The organism is Agrobacterium salinitolerans, assembly GCF_002008225.1.
GTDB lineage: Bacteria > Pseudomonadota > Alphaproteobacteria > Rhizobiales > Rhizobiaceae > Agrobacterium > Agrobacterium salinitolerans.
The window spans coordinates 26269-45082 of sequence record NZ_MRDH01000002.1 but is presented as its reverse complement, the minus strand read 5'-3'; the positions used below and the strand labels follow the sequence as shown (position 1 = coordinate 45082).

15 protein-coding genes are annotated in these 18814 nt (G+C 60.0%); 6 read left to right on the top strand and 9 right to left on the bottom strand.

Translation table 11 applies throughout. The annotated features are described in order from the left end of the window. Positions 1-65 precede the first annotated feature (65 nt). Together BS627_RS00345 and BS627_RS00340 are read left to right on the top strand one after the other, a co-directional pair. Positions 66-1124, top strand: a complete 1059-nt coding sequence (locus tag BS627_RS00345; RefSeq protein ID WP_077981593.1) for a P1 family peptidase — start codon at positions 66-68, stop codon at positions 1122-1124. Positions 1125-1143: 19 nt separating this feature from the next. Beyond that, positions 1144-2010 (top strand): D-amino-acid transaminase, encoded by an 867-nt coding sequence (locus BS627_RS00340; protein WP_077981356.1) that lies wholly within the window; start codon positions 1144-1146, stop codon positions 2008-2010. 7 nt (positions 2011-2017) lie between these two features. Here BS627_RS00340 and BS627_RS00335 read toward each other — a convergent pair whose 3' ends face one another. From BS627_RS00335 to BS627_RS00305, 7 genes are all read right to left on the bottom strand, one after another. Next, positions 2018-2914 carry a LysR family transcriptional regulator gene (locus BS627_RS00335; protein WP_077981355.1) on the bottom strand — a complete coding sequence of 299 codons (897 nt, stop codon included), beginning with the start codon at positions 2912-2914 and terminating at the stop codon, positions 2018-2020. Between the two features lie 83 nt (positions 2915-2997). Continuing rightward, positions 2998-4509 (bottom strand): serine hydrolase domain-containing protein, encoded by a 1512-nt coding sequence (locus tag BS627_RS00330; protein WP_077981354.1) that lies wholly within the window; start codon positions 4507-4509, stop codon positions 2998-3000. A gap of 232 nt (positions 4510-4741) precedes the next feature. Then, positions 4742-5482: an ABC transporter ATP-binding protein gene (locus tag BS627_RS00325; protein ID WP_022556864.1), complete on the bottom strand. Its 741-nt coding sequence runs from the start codon at positions 5480-5482 to the stop codon at positions 4742-4744. Then, positions 5479-6309: an ABC transporter ATP-binding protein gene (locus BS627_RS00320; RefSeq protein WP_077981353.1), complete on the bottom strand. Its 831-nt coding sequence runs from the start codon at positions 6307-6309 to the stop codon at positions 5479-5481. The genes BS627_RS00325 and BS627_RS00320 overlap by 4 nt, the downstream gene beginning before the upstream one ends. 3 nt (positions 6310-6312) lie before the next feature. Next, a complete protein-coding gene (gene nikC / locus BS627_RS00315; RefSeq protein WP_004443520.1) occupies positions 6313-7215 on the bottom strand; it encodes a nickel transporter permease in 903 nt (300 codons plus the stop codon). Beyond that, entirely contained in the window at positions 7212-8225 is a 1014-nt protein-coding gene (locus BS627_RS00310) for an ABC transporter permease (RefSeq protein WP_165691101.1), read from the bottom strand. Before BS627_RS00310 ends, nikC begins: the two co-directional genes overlap by 4 nt. A 2-nt stretch (positions 8226-8227) precedes the next feature. After that, the gene (locus tag BS627_RS00305) at positions 8228-9823 is read right to left on the bottom strand and encodes an ABC transporter substrate-binding protein (RefSeq protein WP_077981351.1); all 1596 of its coding nucleotides are present in this window, start codon (positions 9821-9823) and stop codon (positions 8228-8230) included. Positions 9824-10057: 234 nt separating this feature from the next. Between BS627_RS00305 and BS627_RS00300 the strand changes: the two genes are divergently transcribed. After that, on the top strand, positions 10058-11098 hold the full coding sequence (locus tag BS627_RS00300; RefSeq protein WP_077981592.1) for a dipeptidase: 1041 nt from the start codon (positions 10058-10060) through the stop codon (positions 11096-11098). A gap of 58 nt (positions 11099-11156) precedes the next feature. On the opposite strand, the gene BS627_RS00295 is transcribed toward BS627_RS00300, so the two are convergent. Continuing rightward, entirely contained in the window at positions 11157-11450 is a 294-nt protein-coding gene (locus BS627_RS00295; RefSeq protein ID WP_077981591.1) for a hypothetical protein, read from the bottom strand. A gap of 275 nt (positions 11451-11725) precedes the next feature. On the opposite strand from BS627_RS00295, the gene mprF reads away from it, so the two are divergent. The 3 genes from mprF to telA all read left to right on the top strand — a co-directional run bounded on the left by mprF (position 11726) and on the right by telA (position 17258). Beyond that, entirely contained in the window at positions 11726-14326 is a 2601-nt protein-coding gene (mprF, locus tag BS627_RS00290) for a bifunctional lysylphosphatidylglycerol flippase/synthetase MprF (protein WP_077981350.1), read from the top strand. Further along, on the top strand, positions 14323-15708 hold the full coding sequence (locus tag BS627_RS00285) for a virulence factor (RefSeq protein WP_077981349.1): 1386 nt from the start codon (positions 14323-14325) through the stop codon (positions 15706-15708). The genes mprF and BS627_RS00285 overlap by 4 nt, the downstream gene beginning before the upstream one ends. A 221-nt stretch (positions 15709-15929) precedes the next feature. Continuing rightward, complete coding sequence (telA, locus tag BS627_RS00280) at positions 15930-17258, top strand: telomere resolvase TelA (protein WP_077981348.1); 1329 nt, start codon at positions 15930-15932, stop codon at positions 17256-17258. Positions 17259-17345: 87 nt separating this feature from the next. Here the strand turns inward: telA and BS627_RS00275 are convergent, their stop codons facing one another. Further along, the gene (locus tag BS627_RS00275; RefSeq protein ID WP_162520552.1) at positions 17346-18632 is read right to left on the bottom strand and encodes an MFS transporter; all 1287 of its coding nucleotides are present in this window, start codon (positions 18630-18632) and stop codon (positions 17346-17348) included. Between the last annotated feature and the right edge of the window lie 182 nt (positions 18633-18814).

The following is an 18814-nucleotide window of genomic DNA, read 5'->3' as shown; positions in this document are numbered from 1 at the left end:
CAAAGCTTTTCATGAAGCCGCGCCTGTTCCAGCTTGAGCCCGCATTCCGCAAAAGTGATCGCCCGATGCATCAGACGACCCGCCCGAGACTGCGCGATATCGGTTTCCGGCCCGGCCATTTCGATACCGGCCCGCTCAACGCCATCACCGATGTCGAAGGCGTGACCATCGGCCATTCCACAGTGATTGAAGGCGAGACGATCCGCACCGGCGCAACCGCGATCCTGCCGCATGGCGGCAATCTTTTTCAGGACAAGGTGCCCGCCGCCTTCGCCGTCTATAACGGCTTCGGAAAATTTGCCGGTTCGACCCAGATCGACGAACTCGGCGAACTCGAAACGCCCGTTATCCTTACCAACACGCTGGCGACAGGCCGGGCCATTGAGGCAATCAACCGCCATACTCTGGCACAGCCGGGCAATGAAAAAGTGGTGTCGATCAACTCGGTGGTCGGAGAGACCAACGATTCCCGCCTGAATGACATCCGCGCCAGCCGCCCGACCGTCGAGGAGATCTCGGCCGCGCTGAAAAACGCTACCACAGGCCCGGTGGCCGAGGGTGGCGTTGGCGCCGGAACGGGCACGGTCGCCTTCGGCATGAAAGGCGGCATAGGCACCGCATCCCGCATCGTCCCCATCGCCGGGGAGACTTACACGCTCGGCGTTCTCGTGCAGTCCAATTATGGTGGCCATCTGCTGGTCTGCGGTAAGCCCTATGTCAGCCCTGAGCATAAAGACAAGGACGGCTCCATCGTTATCGTGGTCGCAACCGATGCGCCGCTCTCCCCCCGCAATCTGAAGCGCCTCGCTGCCAGAAGCTTCGGTGGACTGGCCCGCACGGGCGCCGCACTCAGCAACGGCTCCGGTGACTATTCGCTGGCCTTTTCCACCGATGAGCGGCTGCGTCGCACGCCTGCGCGCCGCAATACCGTCGCGGACTATCCAGAACTTTCCAACGATGCGATTTCGCCGCTCTTCGAAGCTGCGATTGAGGCGACGGAGGAGGCGATCCTCAATTCGCTCTGCGCAGCAACCACGACTACGGGCTTCAATGCCGGCACCGGCAAGGCCGCCACGGTTGAAGCCATTTCCATCGACACCCTTAAAACCCTTGTTTCAGCCTGATCTTCCAGACGGAGTTTTCATGACCAGCCCATCCGGCCGCATCGTTTACGTCAACGGCGAATTTCTGCCCGAAGCGGACGCCCGCCTTTCCATCTTCGACCGCGGTTTCCTGTTCGGCGACGGAATTTACGAAGTCACGTCGGTTCTGGAAGGCAAGCTGATCGACAGCGACCTGCATATGACCCGGCTGGAACGCAGCGCCCGTGAAATCGATGTGGCCCTGCCGGTCACGACGAAAGAGATCGTTGAAGCCGAACGTCGCCTGATCGCCGACAACAATCTCGTCGAAGGCATGATCTATCTGCAGCTGACGCGTGGCGCCGAAGACCGCAACTTCCTGTTCTCCGCCGATCTGAAACCGACACTGGTCATGTTCACCCAGGCAAAAAAGCTGCTTGGCACCGCCGTCGAGGAGGCCGGTATCGCCGTCAAATCGGTTCCCGACCAGCGCTGGGAACGTCGTGACATCAAGACCGTCTGCCTGCTGCCACAGGTCATGGCCAAGCGCATCGCCAAGGCCGAGGGCTGTGACGAGGCGTGGATGATCGAGGACGGTTTCGTCACCGAAGGCGCGTCCTCGACCGCTTATATCGTCACCGCCGATAAAAAGATCATCACCCGCGGCAACAGCAACAAGACCCTGCCCGGCTGCACCCGCCTTGCCGCTCTGCAATTGGCCAAGGAGGCCGGGTTTACGCTGGAAGAACGCCCCTTCACGCTCGAAGAAGCGATGAATGCCGACGAAGCATGCCTGACCAGCGCCTCCAACTTCGTCGTCTCGGTAACGAAGATCGACGGCAAGCCGGTGGGCAACGGCAAGCCCGGCCCGATGGTGAGCCGCCTGCGCGCGCTCTACCTCGAAAACGCCCGCCGTACGGCGATTTAAGCAGGTATCAGCCTTCGAGAACCGCCCAGATGCGCTCGACAACGGGCCGGCGGTTCTCTTTGGAACGATAGAGCCGGATATCGACGGCAATATCGAAACTGTCATCGGCGGCGCGCACCAGAGCGCCGCTATCCAGCTCCTGCCGCATCAGGCTTTCCGGCACCCAGGCGACACCCCAGCCGGCCATCGCCATGGCTTTCAGCCCCACCGACATGCTGCCCTCATGCACACGCTCGAATTGCGGCAACCGCGCGCTTAAGAGATCGCGCAGCAGCGGCCCGAAGAACGAGGCTTTTTCATAATCCAGATAGGCAAAGGGTTTTTTCGCATTTTCCACCAGCGCATGCAGCGGTGCGCCATCCTGAGTGGGCGCTGAAACGGGAATGATGTTTTCCGCCCCGAGCAGACGGAATTCGAACAGTTGCGCATCGAGCAGCATCGGCACTTCGTGATGGGCATAGGTCAGAAGAAAATCGCTCTGCCCGTCCACCAGCGAGTTGAGGTTTTCCTCCATGCTGCCGGAGTCGGGCCGCAGCACGGAAAACAGGGGGCCAGCTGTGTCATTCACCCGTTTCAACCAGCCAGGAAAAAAGGTGAAGGACAGAGTATGGAGGGCGGTCAGCCGTACGGTCTTCGCATCCTCGCCATCTTCCTGTAACAGGGTGCGCCGCGCATGGTAGAGCTGTTTGAGCGTCTCCTGCGCTACTGGCACGAACTTCGCTCCTGCCTCCGTCAATCGTGAGGGATAGGATGCGCGGTCGACCAGCGTCGCGCCTACCCAGGCTTCCAGCTGCTTGATGCGCCGGCTGAAGGCGGATTGCGTCACATGCCGCTCATCCGCCGCCTTCGAGAAATTGAGCGTTCCGGCCAGCGCCAGGAAATCCTCGAGCCATTTGACTTCCAAGGCTCACACTCCCAACAAAACATCTTATCCGTTTATCCGGAAAGCGTCTTTATTAGGAGCAATGGGAGGTGAATGAAACCCTTTTAAAGGCCCCTCGAATATTCGATCATCCGCGCCCGACTGGAAACCAGCTCGATCCGATCATCGCCCAGGCGATTGAGGCAGACGCGCTTCGTCCATGGCCCGTCAATCAGCGTGAAGAGGAAACGACCATTGCCGAGCGCCTTCAGAGGCATGCTGCGACGCGTCGGGCCGATGCCCATCGTCAGCGACGAACCGCTGATCGAAAATTCGGCGCCCTCATCGGAGCGCCACAACCCCGAAAGATCATCCGGCACGGCATGCTCGCCAACAGGCAGGAAGCGTCGGGCCGCATGGCCCGCCTCGCCAATGATCGCTTCGCCATCGAACCTCAGTCGCATGGGCGAGGATGCCGAACGCGACGAGACCCAGCCGTCGGCATCCTCGTAAAGCGTGTCGTCACCATCGATGAAAGTGGATGTGCTGCCCTTGATCTCCAGCCACCAAGGACCGCTTTCCGTAGCGTAAAGACCGTCGGGCAGGCTGGCCGCGGGTTTCGGCAGAGGCAGGCCGGTCAAGGCCGCCATACTTTCCAGCGCGATCTTGAAGCCATTGGTGTCCTCGCGGTTCGACACCACGACGAAGCCAGTGCCGTTTTCAGGGTCGAGCAGAAAATAGGTCTTGTAGCCGGGATGCGAACCGCCATGGCCAACGAAACGCCGGTCACCGAGATGCGACCAGCGCAGGCCAAGTCCATATTCGCTCATCCGCCCATCGGCGAGTGGCCGCACGGCGGAGAGCCTGCCCAGAACATCGGCAAAGCTGCCCTCACCCCGCATCAGTCCCTGCAGCCAGCGGGTCAGCGCCTCGGCACTGCCGGCAAGACTGCCGGAGGCGGAGATATGCAGGCCAGCGGCCGACAGCTGCCAGTTCTCTTCGGACTTCCAGTAACCCGGTACGAGACCGTCGACAGGGTCGTTCCAGACATCAGGCGCCTTCAGGAAAACACCAAAGGGGCTCGCAATCTGCCCCTGCACGAAATCATCGAAACGGAAACCCCGGCGCTCCAGCGCCGCTTCCACGAGACGATAGCCCGTATTGGAATAGGAAACCTCGCTGCCGGCTGGAAAGTTCAACCGGGTCAGACGCGTGAGATAATCGAGAAGCGGGCCAGCCTTCGTTTCGGTATAGACGGAAAGACCAAGCAGCGACAGGCATTCGCGCGTATCCGGCAGGCCGCCGCTCATATCCAGCGCCTGCCCGACCGTAACGTCGCGCAGCGGCGATTGCAGCTCCGGCAGATGTTTGCCGAGCGGATCGTTGAGCCCGATCAGATCGGAATGGGCGAGCACCATGGCGCAGAAAACGTGTTTGGTGACGGAGGCATAACGCACCACGCTCTGCGGCGTGAAGGGTGCGAAGGTCGAGAGACTTTCGACGCCGCCCGCATGGGCAAAACGAATGCCATCGAGATCAAAACCAATGACCGCTCCGCCCGGCTCGTTGCCCGCCCATTGCGAGACGAAGGTCTCTGAAAGGGTTGACGCGGCGTTCCAATCGAATTGATGTGGCATGGTTTGGTCTCGTGTGTTTATGGGTCGAATGCACACGCGAGGACAACGGTTTATCGCCGCCATCGCAGCTTGTTTCTTCTCCCCGCCGGGGAGAAGGTGGCCCGAAGGGTCGGATGAGGGGGCAACGTCAGCGATAAACTGAGAGCTTGCCCCCTCATCCCGCTGCCGCGGACTTCTCCCCGACGGGGAGAAGAAACGAGCAGCACCCACTCGATCTACTAGCGCCCCGACCTCAGGCCGGTTCTTCCAGCCGAATGCTCAGGCTGCGCAGCTCTTCCGTATGCGGATGTTTCGTGCGGCCCTCGCGCAGATCACCCGCGCTCAGTTGCTCCACCATTTCCCCGTTCAGCATCACGCCAACCTGCGGGCACAGATGCGCGATGACAGCCAGATTGTGGCTGACGAGAATATAGGTGAGATTGCGCGCGGCACGCAGGTCCTGCAACAGGTTCAGGATTTCCGCCTGTACCGAGACATCGAGCGCCGAGGTCGGCTCATCGAGCAGCAGCACCTGAGGGTCGGCGATCAGGGCACGGGCAATCGCCACGCGCTGGCGCTGGCCGCCGGAAAGCTGGTGCGGGAACCGGAAACGCACGGCCTGCGGCAGCGCCACATCCGAAAGCGCCTGCTGGATGCGCTTTTCGATATTGTCCATGCCGTGCACCAGCGGCAATTCGCTGAGAATACGGTCGATGGTCTGGCGCGGATGCAGCGAGCCGTAGGGGTCCTGAAACACCATCTGCACCTGCCGGAAGAATTCCGGCGTACGGCGTAGCGGCGCGTCCTTGCCGGCAAAGGCGATGCGGCCTTCCCAGCTTTCATTGAGCCCGGCCATGGCGCGCAGGATGGTGGATTTGCCCGAGCCGCTTTCACCGACGATGCCGAAGCTGCCGCCCTTTTCCACCGAAAAGGACACGCCCTTCACCACTTCACGGTCGCCGAACTTGATACGGAGGTTTTCGACGTCGATCATTGGCTGGACCACGCTGCATCACGGTTGAGAACGGGAAGACGCTCACGCGGATGCGTCAGCGAGGGAATGCAGTTCAGAAGTCCCTTTGTATAGGGATGTTCGGCTTTCAGAAGTTCGGACGCTTTCAGCTCCTCCATCACCCGGCCGGAATACATCACGGCGACGCGGTCGCAGAAATGCGAGACGAGCGGCAGGTCGTGGCTGATGAGGATGAGACCCATGCCGCGTTCCGACACCAGCTCCTCGATCAGCCGCAGGATTTCCGCCTGCACCGTGGCATCGAGAGCACTCGTCGGTTCGTCGGCGATCAGAAGCTCGGGATCGGGCGCCAGCATCATCGCGATCATGACACGTTGACCCATGCCGCCGGAAACCTCATGTGCATAGGACGCGGCGACCTGACGCGGATTGCGGATCTTCACCTGATCAAGCAGGGCGATTGCCGCTTCCATGGCGGCACGCTTGCTGCCGCCCTTATGGGCGCGCCAGGCTTCCGCAATCTGCGCACCCATGGTTTTGACCGGGTTCAGCGAATATTTCGGGTCCTGCAGAATGAAGCCAGCCCGCTTGCCACGAATCTGGCGCATCTGCCTTTCGCTGGCCGACAGCACATCAATGCCATCGAAAGCGAGCTTGTCGGCCCCGATATCGGCATTGGAGGGCAGAAGCTTCATCAGCGCCCGGGCCGTCAGGCTCTTGCCCGAACCGGATTCGCCGACGATCCCGAGCTTTTCGGTGCCGAGCTTCATGGAAACACCACGCACCGCCTCGAAACGGCTGGTGCGGGTCTGGAAGGCGATCTTCAGATTTTCGATTTCGACCAGCATGGCTCAATGTCCCTTCGGGTCGAGAACGTCGCGCAGGCCATCGCCGAGGAAGTTGAAGGCGAGCGAAACGAGGAAGATGGCGATGCCGGGAATGGTGGCGACCCACCATTGTTCGAAGATGAAGCGCTTGGCCGTCGCAATCATCGCGCCCCATTCCGGCGAAGGCGGCTGCGCGCCCATGCCGAGGAAGCCGAGGCTGGCAGCCGTGATGATGATCGAGCTCATGTCGAGCGTGATGCGCACGATAAGGCTCGGCACGCAGAGCGGCGCGATATGCCGGGCGATGATGCGCCAGGCGGAAGCACCGGTCAGGCGATAGGCCGCGACGAAATCACTGCCGCGCACCGTCATGGTTTCGGCGCGGGCAAGACGCGCATAGGGTGGCCATGCGGTGAGCGCGATGGCGAGAATGGCGCTTTCGACGCCCGGCTTCAGCGCCGCAACAAAGGCCAGCGCGAGGATGAGGCGGGGGAAGGCCAGGAACACATCCGTCACCCGCATTAGCACCGTATCGACGATACCGCCAAAATAACCGGCGATGCAGCCGATGGCGAGACCGATGGGTGCTACGAGAACGACGACGGCAATGACCATGCCGAGCGTGACGCGGCCGCCATAGAGAATGCGCGAGAGAATGTCGCGGCCCAGCTCATCCGTGCCAAACCAGTGCTCGGCGCTCGGGAAGGCAAGGCGGTTGCCGAGGTTCTGCGTCGCCGGATCATAGGGCGCGAGCAGCGGCGCCAGCAGCGACAGGGCGATGAAGAGGACGATGATGGTCAGACCGACCACCGCCAGCGGATTGGACTTGAGATTGAGCCAGATGCGATACCGGTTGCCCCAGGCAGCCTGTGTTCGCGAATGCGGCGTCTCATCCAGCGCCCAGTTTCTGAAATTAGCTAACATCATCGAACGCGAGGATCCATAACTCTGTAAAGCACGTCTGCGAGCAGGTTGAGGGCGACATAGATGAAGCCGATCAACAGTGTTGCTCCGACCACGGGGTTCATGTCCGCGTTCATCAACGAGACGGTGAGATATTGGCCGAGGCCGGGCCAGCTGAAGACGGTTTCCGTCACCACGGCACCTTCGAGAAGGCCAGCATAGGTGAGCGCGAGAACGGTAACGAGCTGCACGGCGACCGTCGGGAAGGCGTGGCCCCATATAACGGTCATGGCGGAAAGGCCCTTGGCGCGGGCGGTGATGACATATTCGCCCTTCAGCGCGTCGATCATGAAGGCGCGCGTCATGCGGGTGATATAGGCCATGCTGAAATAGGCGAGAATGCAGACGGGCTGCACCATATGGGCGATGGCGTCGTAAAAGGCGTCCCAGTCGCCGGCAAGCAGCGTATCGACCGTCATCAGGCCGGTGACCTGCGTGATCATGCCGTCATAGATGATGTCCTGCCGGCCCGGTCCGGGTGCAACGCCGAGCGTGGCGTAAAAGACAAGCAGCGAAATCAGCGCCAGCATGAAGACCGGCACGGAGTGACCGGCAAGGCAGACGACGCGGATCACCTGGTCGGTCAGCTTGCCCTGCTTCACGGCGGCCCAGACACCCAGCGGAATGCCGATGAGAGCGGCGAGGACAAGAGCTGCCGTGGCAAGTTCGAAGGTGGCGGGGAAAACGCGCTTGATATCGATCCAGACCGGATTGCGGGTCAGGATCGAATTGCCGAAATCGCCATGCAGGACCTGCGAGACATAGTGGAAGAACTGCACGACCAGCGGCTGGTCGAGACCCATTTCCGCCCGTACCCGCACGATGACGTCTTCGGGCGCATTGTCGCCGACCGCCGCGATGACGGGATCGACAGGCATGACGCGCCCGATCATGAAGGTGATGATCATCAAACCGAACAGCGTCAGGAGGACGCTGCTCAGTATCGACGATATGCTTTTAACGCGCTTGTTCAATGTCACGCTTTCTTCGCATCGTGGTAGGAATTGCCTTCGGAGAGAACGCCGAGTTCAAAGCCGGAAACGCCCTTGCGGAAGGCTGCCGTCTTCGTGGTCTGGAACATGAACACGAAGGGGCTGTTTTCCATGTGCTCGCGCTGCAGTGCTTCATAAAGCTCCACGCGCTTTGCCGGGTCTTTCTCGTCACGGGCAGCTTCCGCCTTAGCGGCGAAGTCGTCGTTCTTGAAGCGCGAACGCCACAGGAAGGGCTTCGACTTGGCGTCGTCGCCATTGTCCTTGTTGATGTTGAAGACATCGGCGTTGGAATGCGGATCGAAATAATCCGTGCCCCAGGCCGACAGCGCCATCTGATGCTCACGCGCACGCATCTTGGTCAGAACCTGACGGTTTTCAGCCGATTGCAGGCGCACCTTGATGCCGATATCGGCAAGGTTTGCCTGAATGGCCTGCGCCAGATCCGGATAGGGCTGGGCGGAATAGTGATCCATGGTGATCTCGAAACCATCGGCAAGGCCGGCTTCCGCCATCAGCGCCTTTGCCTTCTCGACGTCGCGCTGGAACGGAATGTCGTTAACGGCGCCGGGGAAGCCCTTCGGCTCAAAGCTCTGGTGGATTTCGTGCGTCAGCGGCACGATGTTTTCCTGCATGCCCTTATAGTCCAGCGCCCACTTGATGGCCTGCCAGACCTGCGGCTTGGCAAGGTTTTCATTACCCTGATTGAGCGAAATCAGGACCAGCGAGGCGATGGACTTGCGCTGCAGCTCGATATTGGCGTCGTCCTTGACGGTGCGCAGCTGCTCCGACGTCAGGTCGCGGGCGATATCGATATCGCCCTTTTGCAGCATCAGAAGCTGGGAAGACGGATCGGTGACGTGGCGCAGCACAATGCGCTTGATGTTACCCTTGTAGGGGCCGTTGGGGTTGACGGTGAGCGCAACGCTTTCGCTCGGCTTCCAGGCCTGAAGCATGAAATCGCCGGAACCGGCGCTGTTCTTCTGCAGCCAGCCATTGCCGAGGTCTTCACCGGAAGCATTGGCGAGAACCGCCTTCTTTTCAACGATCGCGCCGATATTGGCGGAAAGGCAATACAGCAGAAAGGAGATGGCGGTCGGCTTGGCCGTCGTCAGCTTCACCGTCTTGTCGTCGGCGGCAACAATGGTCGTTTCGGCATTTTCAGGCGTGAAGCCGAACTGACCGATGATGAAGGCCGGGCTCTTGTTCATCTTGATCGCGCGCTGCAAAGAGAAGGCAACGTCTTCCGCAGTCACTTTCGCACCGCTGGAGAAGGTCGCATCGTCACCGATCGTGAAGGTAAAGACCTTGCCGTCCGCATCGGCTTCCCAGGATTTCGCGATAACCGGATCGACCTTGGTGGAATCCTCACGGTTGGCCCGCACCAGCTTCTGGTACATGTTGGAGATGATTTCACCGCCGACGGCTTCGAAACCTTCATGCGGGTCAAGGCTCGTCATATTGTCCAGCTGCTGGGCCACGACCAGAATATCCTTGGGCGTTGCGGCAAAGGCCGGAATGCGCGCATAGGACAGGAACGGAACGGCAGCGCCGGCAATCAGCAGGTTGCGTCTTGAAATCATCGAAAATCCCCTTTCGGACCTTATTTTTCAGAAAATGATGGGTTTGCCCCAATCCAGTCGTTTTTTTTATGTTTTCCCGCGATTACCACGAGCAAACGAGGCCCGACCAATTCCAAATTTGGCAGAGCCTATGCATGGATTGCATTTGCTCCCGCCTTGACCTTTCCTCTACCAATTCCCAAAAGTCTGATGGACGCGCGTCCGCGCCCTCCCGCTATCCGAAGGTGAATGACCATGACCGATCAAAAACCCGTACCCGTCTTCGACGGTCACAACGACGTGCTTCTGCGGTTATGGAAATCGGGCAATGTCTCTCCCGAAACGCTTCTCATCGAAGGCGACACCGTTGGCCATATCGATCTGCCACGTGCGAAAAAGGGCGGGCTGGCCGGCGGTCTCTGCGCCATGTATGTGCCGTCGCCCAGCATGGAGAAGGACGCCAACGGTGACTTCCCGACACCTGCCGAGGCTGATGCGCTAAAGGCGACGCATGCCATGGCCGCCCTGCTGTTCCGCGCCGAGAAACAATCCGCAGGCGCACTCAAGGTCTGCCGCACCGCCGCCGATATCCGCAGCGCCATGGCAGAAGGCGCCTTCGCCTCCATCTTCCATATCGAGGGCGCGGAAGCGATCGGCGCCGATCTGGATGCGCTCTACGTTCTCTACGAAGCGGGCCTGCGCACGCTTGGACCGGTCTGGAGCCGCCCAAACATCTTCGCTTACGGCGTTCCGTTCCGCTTCCCCTCGACGCCGGATATCGGCCCGGGTCTGACCGACACCGGCAAGCGGCTGGTAAAAACCTGCAATGAGCTGAAGATCATGGTCGATCTCTCGCACATGAACGAACAGGGTTTCTGGGATATCGCCAAGATTTCAGACGCGCCGCTGGTGGCATCGCATTCCAACGCCTACGCAATCTGCAATCACAGCCGCAACCTCACCGACCGCCAGCTGGACGCCATCCGCGATACGGGCGGCCTTGCCGGCATCAATTTCGGCGTGCTGTTCCTGCGTCAGGACGGCGTGAAGAACCCGGATACCGACCTTGGCGAACTCGTCCGCCACATCGACTACATCGTCAATCGCATCGGCATCGACCACGTCGCGCTCGGTTCGGATTTCGACGGCACCACCATTCCCGCCGCCATGAAGGATGCGGGCGACCTGCAATTGCTGGTCGAAGCCCTGCGCAAGGGTGGTTATGACGACGAGGCGCTTGCCAAAATCTGCCACGGCAACTGGATTCGCGTGCTGGAAAAGACCTGGGGCGCGTAAAACCTCCCATCAAGTGCATCTCCGGCGCAGGACGCCGGAGACATCAAGCGGCAGGCCGTTAAGCCTTTGCCGCTTTTTTCTTGCCGCTCGCCCGGAAGGCCAGAAGCCCGGCGACGACACCGACCATCGCCCATTTCATCGGCAGCACATCCGCCGTCTCGCTGCGGATCGGCAACACGGTCACGGTACCCGGACGGGATTCATAGCCCATCTGCCCTTTCGCCTTGGCCTCCGCAATCTGCTGCGGCGAAACGACCCATTCGGCGCCGCGCATCTTGTCCACCGCCATGTATCCGCCGCCCGCCACAAGGGCGACGACCACCGAAAGCGCTATTCTTGATGGCGTATTCATCTGCATCTCCTTCAATCAAAAGGAGCGTGTAATGGCATCAAACACCACCACCAGGCAACCGCCGCGGTCAATTTTGTCCCTTTGGGAACGATCTCCAAAATCTTGCATTCTTAAGTTGCATTTGCGCGATTAAACTGCTGGTTATTCCCGAATAACCGGCGACAAAGTTCACATCGACACTTCATGCTTTTCTGCTAATCACATTTCCTCAACCGAAACGAATTAGCGACACAATCCTGTGGTTCGCCAACAGGAACTGGCGCTGGGCAAAATAAATGGCAGACAAGAGCGAAATTACACAAACCGATGTTACGGAATCTGCGGTTGAAAGCTTTTTTGCCAGAAACCGCCCCTATCTGACTGCGATCGCCATTACGCTGGTCTTCGTGATGATGACATTCGCCATCTATCACCTGACCTCCGAAGTCCGTTATGACGACGTCATCGATGCGCTGACGCAGACCTCGGCGTCGGCGGTGCTGCTCGCCATCGTCTTCACCGGGCTCAGCTTTCTGGCGCTGATATTCTACGACGCCAATGCCATCGAATATATCGGCCGCAAGTTGCCCTTTCCGCCCATGGCGGCAACGGCATTTGCGGCCTATGCCATTGGCAATACTGCCGGTTTCGGCCCCTTGAGCGGTGGCGCGATCCGCTTTCGGGCCTATTCCCGGCTGGGTCTTTCACCGGGTGAAATCGCCCGCGTCATCGCCTTTGTCACGCTGTCCTTCGGGCTTGGGCTGCTTTCGGTCAGCGCCATCTCCACCTTCATCGTCGCGCCGCGCATCGCCGCTATCATCGACGTCGATGCCGCTATCCTCAGAGGTACGGCGCTTGCCATAATCGCGGCTCTCGGGGCGGCGGCCTTTGTCGGGCGCAACGGACGTATCATCCGGCTCGGCGCATGGCGTCTGCGCCTTCCGGACAGCCGGACATCATCGCGGCAATTCCTCGTTTCCGCCTTCGATATCGCCGCTTCCGCTTCCGTGCTTTATGTCCTCCTGCCCGACACACATCTCGGCTGGCCGACATTTTTCGCCATCTACGCCACCGCCGTCGGTCTTGGCGTCCTCAGCCATGTGCCCGCGGGCCTCGGCGTCTTCGAAACCGTCATGGTCGCGGGGCTTGGCAATGCCATCAGCGTCGATCAGTTGCTCGGAAGCCTCGTTCTCTACCGCGTGATCTATCACGTTCTGCCGCTGGTGGTGGCCATTCTGGTCATGCTCGTCTCGGAGATGAAGCAGTTCGCGGCAAAGCCTGTTGTCTCCGATATCAGCCAGCTTGCCGTCAGGCTCGCGCCGCCGCTGTTATCGACCTTCGCGATGATCCTCGGCGCCATGCTGATCTTTTCGAGCGTGACGCCGACACCGGACAGCAATCTGGATTTCCTCTCCAATTTCGTGCCGCTTCCCATCGTCGAGGCCGCGCATTTTCTGACAAGCATTCTCGGCCTCGTACTTGTCGTTGCCTCGCGCGGCCTCGGGCAGCGGCTGGACGGCGCCTGGTGGATTGCGCTGGTCGCCGCCTCGCTGGCGCTGGTCCTCTCGCTCCTCAAGGCCATCGCCGTCTTTGAAGCCGCCATCCTCGGCGTCTTCATCGCGGCCCTTTCCGTCAATATGCGCAGCTTCAACCGCCATGCCTCGCTGGTGAAGCAGGCGTTGGGGCCAAGCTGGCTCGCCGCCATGGCCGTCATCATTGCGGGCGCGGCGACAATCCTGCTCTTCGTCTATCGCGATACGGATTACAGCCAGACATTATGGTGGCAGTTCGAATTCTCCGAGGAAGCGCCACGCGGATTGCGCGCCCTTTTAGGCCTCGTGCTCGCCTCCTCCACGATAGCCATCTTCAGCCTGATGCGGCCGGTGGCCTTCAGGCCGGAGGCCATCAAGGCCGACGACGTCACGAGCGCGACCGGTATCGTCATGACGCAGGATGCGGCCGACGCCAATCTGGTGCGCATGGGCGACAAACACGTAATGTTTTCCGAAAACGGCAACGCCTTCATCATGTATGGGATTCAGGGCCGCTCATGGATCGCTTTCGCCGATCCGGTCGGCGACGAGAATGATTTCCCCGATCTGGTCTGGCAATTCGTGGAAGCCGCCCGTGGCGCCGGCGCGCGCGCCGCCTTCTATCAGATTTCGCCTTTTCTCCTCTCCCATTGCGCCGATGCGGGCCTGCGCGCCTTCAAGCTCGGCGAACTGGCATTGGTCGATCTCACCGCATTCGAACTGAAGGGCGGAAAGCTCGCCAATCTTCGCCAGTCGCTGAGCCGAGGCGCGCGCGACGGACTGACCTTCGAGGTGGTCGAGCAAGCGCAGGTCGCGGATATTCTGGATGAGTTGAAACAGGTATCCGACGGCTGGCTTGCCCACCACAATACCCGGGAAAAGCGCTTCTCGCTCGGTGCTTTCGAGCCGAATTACATCCTGTCGCAACCAGTCGCCGTGCTGCGCAAGGATGGAAAGATCACCGCCTTCGCCAATCTCATGGTGACGGACACGAAAAAGGAAGCCACCGTCGACCTCATGCGTTTTTCGCCGGATGCGCCGCGTGGCTCGATGGATTTTCTCTTCGTCAGTATCATGCAATATCTGCGCGATGCGGGCTATGCGAGCTTCAATCTCGGCATGGCCCCCATGTCCGGCATGTCGAAACGCGACGCCGCCCCCGTCTGGGACCGCATCGGCAGCACGCTGTTCGAACACGGCGAACGGTTCTACAACTTCAAGGGACTTCGCGCCTTCAAGGCAAAGTTCCACCCGAAATGGGAACCGCGTTACCTTGCCGTGCAGAACGGCGCAGACGCCGCTCTGGCGCTGATGGATGCGACGGTTCTCATCAGCGGCGGCGTCAGAGGAGTGATCGGAAAATGAGGAAATCCAGCATGCTGAAAGCGGTTCTTGCCGCCTCCACCCTGTTCGCCGCCCCCTTGTTGGCTTCTGTCACCGTTTTTGCGCAGGACAAGCCCGCTTACGAGACCGGCATGATCCCCGCCGGACACATCATGGTGCCGGATGGCGAAATTCTCGCCAGCGTCTTCCTGATTTCCGATGCGGACGGATGGACGGCCACCGATGAGACCCGCGCCAAGGCGCTGGTGGAAAAGGGTGCTGCCGTGGTCGGCATCGACTTCAAGGAATATCTGAAGGCGCTCGAGGCCGATGACGACGAGTGCATCTATATGATCTCGGACATCGAGTCGCTCTCGCAGCAGATTCAGCGCACCGCCGGCACGAGCAGCTATCGCCAGCCCATCCTCACCGGCATCGGCAAGGGCGGAACGCTGGCGCTGGCGATGATTGCGCAGAGCCCAGTCTCCACCGTCCGCGAAGCCATTGCCGTCGACCCCAAGGCCGGCCTGCCGCTTGAGAAAATTCTCTGTACCCCCGCCACCAAGGACAAGGCGGATGGCGAAACGGTCTATGGCCTGACCGACGGCCCGCTGCCTGCACCCGTCAGCGTGCTGTTCACCTCTGCTGCGGATCAGAAGGGCCGCGACCACGTCAATGCGCTCGTCAAGCTGCATCCCGATATCGACGTGACGGATGTGGATGACAAGGCGGACGAGGTTCTGACCCAGACCCTGTCCGACCAGATCGACGCCGCAGGCGACACCGACAGCCCGCTCGGCCTGCCGATCAAGGTTCTGGAAACCAGCCCGGTGATGGACACCATGGCGGTGATCTATTCCGGCGACGGCGGCTGGCGCGATCTCGATGAGGAAGTGGGCGGCGCCTTCCAGAAGGAAGGCATACCCGTCATCGGTGTCGATTCGCTCCGCTATTTTTGGAAGGAAAAGAAACCGCAGGAAGTCGCCACAGATCTCGGCCGCATCATCGACACCTATCGCAAGGAATGGAAAGTCCGCAATGTGGTGTTGATCGGCTATTCCTTCGGTGCCGATATTCTTCCCGCCACCTATAATCTGCTGCCTGACCGCGACAAGTCGCATGTCGTGCAAGTGACCCTGATGGGACTTTCGACCGAAGTGGATTTCGAGATTTCCGTCGAAGGCTGGCTTGGCGTTGCCGGTGAAGGCAAGGGCGGCAAGACGGTGGATGACATCGCCAAGATCGATCCGAAGCTGGTGCAATGTATCTATGGCACGGAAGAAGAAGATGAAGACCCCTGCCCCGGCCTGAAAACCAAGGGCGTGGAAACGGTCGGCATCGAGGGCGGCCACCATTTTGACGAGGACTATGAGGGGTTGGCCAAGCGTATCGTGACATCGCTGAAGACCCGGCTGCCGAAATAGCCTGCATCACCACAGGCCGATATTCCACATCTCGGATAATCTTTGACGGCGAACGCATCGACGACGCGTCTTCGCGTCGCGGCCGTGCTTGCGGAATCGCCTAAACTATTATTCAAAAGAAACCGGCCTGCAGTGGATGTTCATCACATTTCCGCAACCGTGCTGCTGTTGATCGCCAACCATGGATTTTGTATTTCCGGACGGGTTCAGGGAGCCGCCGCATGCCCGCTTTAAAGCGAAAGACGAAAACACCAGTCCTCGTGGAACGCATCGATCATTTCGTCGGCCAGGTCAAAGAGGCGATGAAAAGCGATGAGACCCTGCGCAACAGAAAAATCCGCGACCTGTGGGATGCCGAGGTCCGCTACCATTTCGACAATGGCCGCACCGAAAAGACGCTCGAACTCTACATCATGAAATATCGCAATGCGCTAAAGGCCGAGTTCGGGCCGAAGAGCACGCCGCTTGCCATCTGCAACATGAAGAAGCTGCGCGAGCGGCTGAACACCTATATTGCGCGCGCCGACTATACGAAGACGGGTGTGGCGACCTCCATCGTCGAGAAAATCGAACGGGCGGAGTTCAATACCGCCGGTCGCAAGCCGACCGTTCTGCTGCGCATCGCAGATTTCATTTCGGCGATGAACGGTATGGGAACGAAAGAAGAGATGCAGACCCTGTGGAACGCTGAAATCAGCACCATGCAGGGCAGGGCCCAGACAACGATCATCTCCTACATCACCAAATATCGCAACGCCATCCGCGAGGCCTTCGGCGACGACCATCCGATGCTGAAGATCGCCACCGGCGATGCCGCGATGTATGACGATGCGCGCCGGGTCAAGATGGAGAAGATCGCCAGAAAGCACGGCGCGCTGATCACCTTCGAAAATTACCGGGAGGTTCTGAAGATCTGCGCCGATAAGCTCCTGTCCGCCGATCCCCTGATGATCGGCATCGGCCTGATCGGCATGACCGGACGCCGCCCCTATGAGGTCTTCACCCAGGCCGAATTTTCGCCTGCCCCTTATGGCAAGGGCGTCTCCAAATGGAGCCTCCTGTTCAACGGCCAGGCCAAGACGAAACAGGGCGAAGGAACGAAATACGGGATTACCTATGAAATCCCGGTGCTTGCCCGCTCGGCGACCATTCTCGCCGCCTACAGGCGCCTGCGTGAAAGCGGCCAGGGAAAATTGTGGCATGGCATGTCGATCGACGATTTTTCGTCGGAAACCCGTCTGCTGCTCCGGGACACGGTTTTTAACCTGTTCGAGGATATCTGGCCGAAGGAAGAGCTTCCCAAGCCCTATGGCCTCCGGCACCTCTATGCAGAGGTGGCCTTTCACAATTTCGCGCCGCCGCATGTGACCAAGAACAGCTACTTCGCCGCCATTCTCGGACATAACAACAACGACCTCGAAACCTCGCTGTCCTATATGACTTATACATTGCCGGAAGATCGCGACGATGCGCTGGCACGGGCCAAACGCACAAACGAGCGGACGTTGCAGCAGATGGCGACAATAGCGCCGGTGTCCCGTAAGGCATGATGCTGCCGGGCGTAAAATCGCTCGGCAGCGTTATCGGAAATGGTCCGGCCGCAGAGTTCAGTCCTCCGCGGCCGGCCGTTTCATTCATCAAGCCCGCGCATCACCGGAGGTGCGGTAAAGCAGGGTCAATACCGTCAGCATCAGCCCTACAAGTGCGACCGAGCCGAAAATATAGAAGTTCCACTCCGGCGCCAAACCCCGCTGCAGCACAAGGCCGCCGATCATCGGGCCAGCAATGCCGCCAAGCCGCCCGACCGCCAGCGAAAAGCCGAGACCCGTACCGCGAATATGGACGGGATAAAGCCGCCCGACCAGAACATTGGCGAGGATCTGCGTTCCGATGGTGCCCGCACCCGCAAGGGCGACGAAGGCATAAAGAAGCGGACCCTTGTTCACCGTAAGGGCAAAGATCGAGGCGGCGCCGATGGCAAACAGGATCGCCACGACCACCTTGACGTTCCCCTTATCCGCAAATCGCCCGCCGATGAGAATGCCGATCGCAGCCCCGACATTGAGCATGACGGAAAAGCTGAGCGCGGAACTGATGTCATAACCCATCTTGTTCATGATGGTGGGCAGCCAGTTGACCATGCCGAAGGTGAGAAGCAGCGAGCAGAAGTGGATGCCCCAGGCATTCAGCGTCGAGAGCATCCGGCCTTCCGAAAACAGCGCGCCGACCCCGCCCTTTTGAATTTTTGCATGCGGCACGATGCGTTGCAGGCCATAGCTGTCGCAAATGCCGTCAGCCTCCGCCTGCCGACCCTTGCTTGCCAGCCATTCGGGCGATTCCGGCAGGAACCGCATGAAGATCGGTAAAAGAACAAGCGGCAGACCGCCGATCAGCATCAATGGCCGCCAGCCATAGGTCTCCAGAAGAAGGATGCCCATGACGCCGGAAATGATGCCGCCAATAAGATAACCGAGGAAAGACAGGGAGTTGGCCTGCGCCCTGCGATGCGGCGGCGAAAATTCCAGCACCAGCGCGGTAACCGTCGGCAAAAGCGCGCCAAGCCCGAGACCGGCGAAGAAGCGCGTGATTTCAAAGGCGAGAAAATTCGGCGTCATGGCCGAGGCGATCATCATCGCCGAAAAGCCGGCGAGGCTGAGAAGAACCACCTTGCGGCGGCCGATGCGGTCGGCCATGGTGCCGGCAAACAGCGCGCCCAGCAGCATGCCCACCAGCGTCAGCGCGGCGGCGCGCCCGACCATGGCCGGGTTCAGCGCCCATGCGCTTTCTTTCAAGAGTGCCGGTGCGACGGCGCCATAAACGACAAGATCGTAACCATCAAACATGATCATCAGGCCGCATGTCGCGATAACGCCGGCCGGGTTCTTCGTCCGCACTGACGCGGCGCTCAGATAATTCGTGGACATGTTCCTCCCTTTCACGCAAGAACGCGCCATCCGGAATGGATAAGCGTCTTCCCGTCCCTGCGATATCCTCCGTGAGTGCCCGGCTTGCTTTACCCTGATACATGCCTCGCTCCCGTCAAGCACATATCGCCAGTATCACCCGCCTTCGATTAAATGTTTCATTTGCAAAAATTGCAAATGAA

Bases quoted from the DNA above. Each gene is read 5' to 3' on its own strand.
- BS627_RS00345 (WP_077981593.1), top strand. From the start codon at position 66: ATGCATCAGACGACCCGCCCGAGACTGCGCGATATCGGTTTCCGGCCC.
- BS627_RS00340 (WP_077981356.1), top strand. From the start codon at position 1,144: ATGACCAGCCCATCCGGCCGCATCGTTTACGTCAACGGCGAATTTCTG.
- BS627_RS00330 (WP_077981354.1), bottom strand. From the start codon at position 4,509: ATGCCACATCAATTCGATTGGAACGCCGCGTCAACCCTTTCAGAGACC.
- BS627_RS00325 (WP_022556864.1), bottom strand. From the start codon at position 5,482: ATGATCGACGTCGAAAACCTCCGTATCAAGTTCGGCGACCGTGAAGTG.
- BS627_RS00320 (WP_077981353.1), bottom strand. From the start codon at position 6,309: ATGCTGGTCGAAATCGAAAATCTGAAGATCGCCTTCCAGACCCGCACC.
- nikC (WP_004443520.1), bottom strand. From the start codon at position 7,215: ATGATGTTAGCTAATTTCAGAAACTGGGCGCTGGATGAGACGCCGCAT.
- BS627_RS00305 (WP_077981351.1), bottom strand. From the start codon at position 9,823: ATGATTTCAAGACGCAACCTGCTGATTGCCGGCGCTGCCGTTCCGTTC.
- BS627_RS00300 (WP_077981592.1), top strand. From the start codon at position 10,058: ATGACCGATCAAAAACCCGTACCCGTCTTCGACGGTCACAACGACGTG.
- BS627_RS00295 (WP_077981591.1), bottom strand. From the start codon at position 11,450: ATGAATACGCCATCAAGAATAGCGCTTTCGGTGGTCGTCGCCCTTGTG.
- mprF (WP_077981350.1), top strand. From the start codon at position 11,726: ATGGCAGACAAGAGCGAAATTACACAAACCGATGTTACGGAATCTGCG.
- BS627_RS00285 (WP_077981349.1), top strand. From the start codon at position 14,323: ATGAGGAAATCCAGCATGCTGAAAGCGGTTCTTGCCGCCTCCACCCTG.
- telA (WP_077981348.1), top strand. From the start codon at position 15,930: ATGCCCGCTTTAAAGCGAAAGACGAAAACACCAGTCCTCGTGGAACGC.
- BS627_RS00275 (WP_162520552.1), bottom strand. From the start codon at position 18,632: ATGTCCACGAATTATCTGAGCGCCGCGTCAGTGCGGACGAAGAACCCG.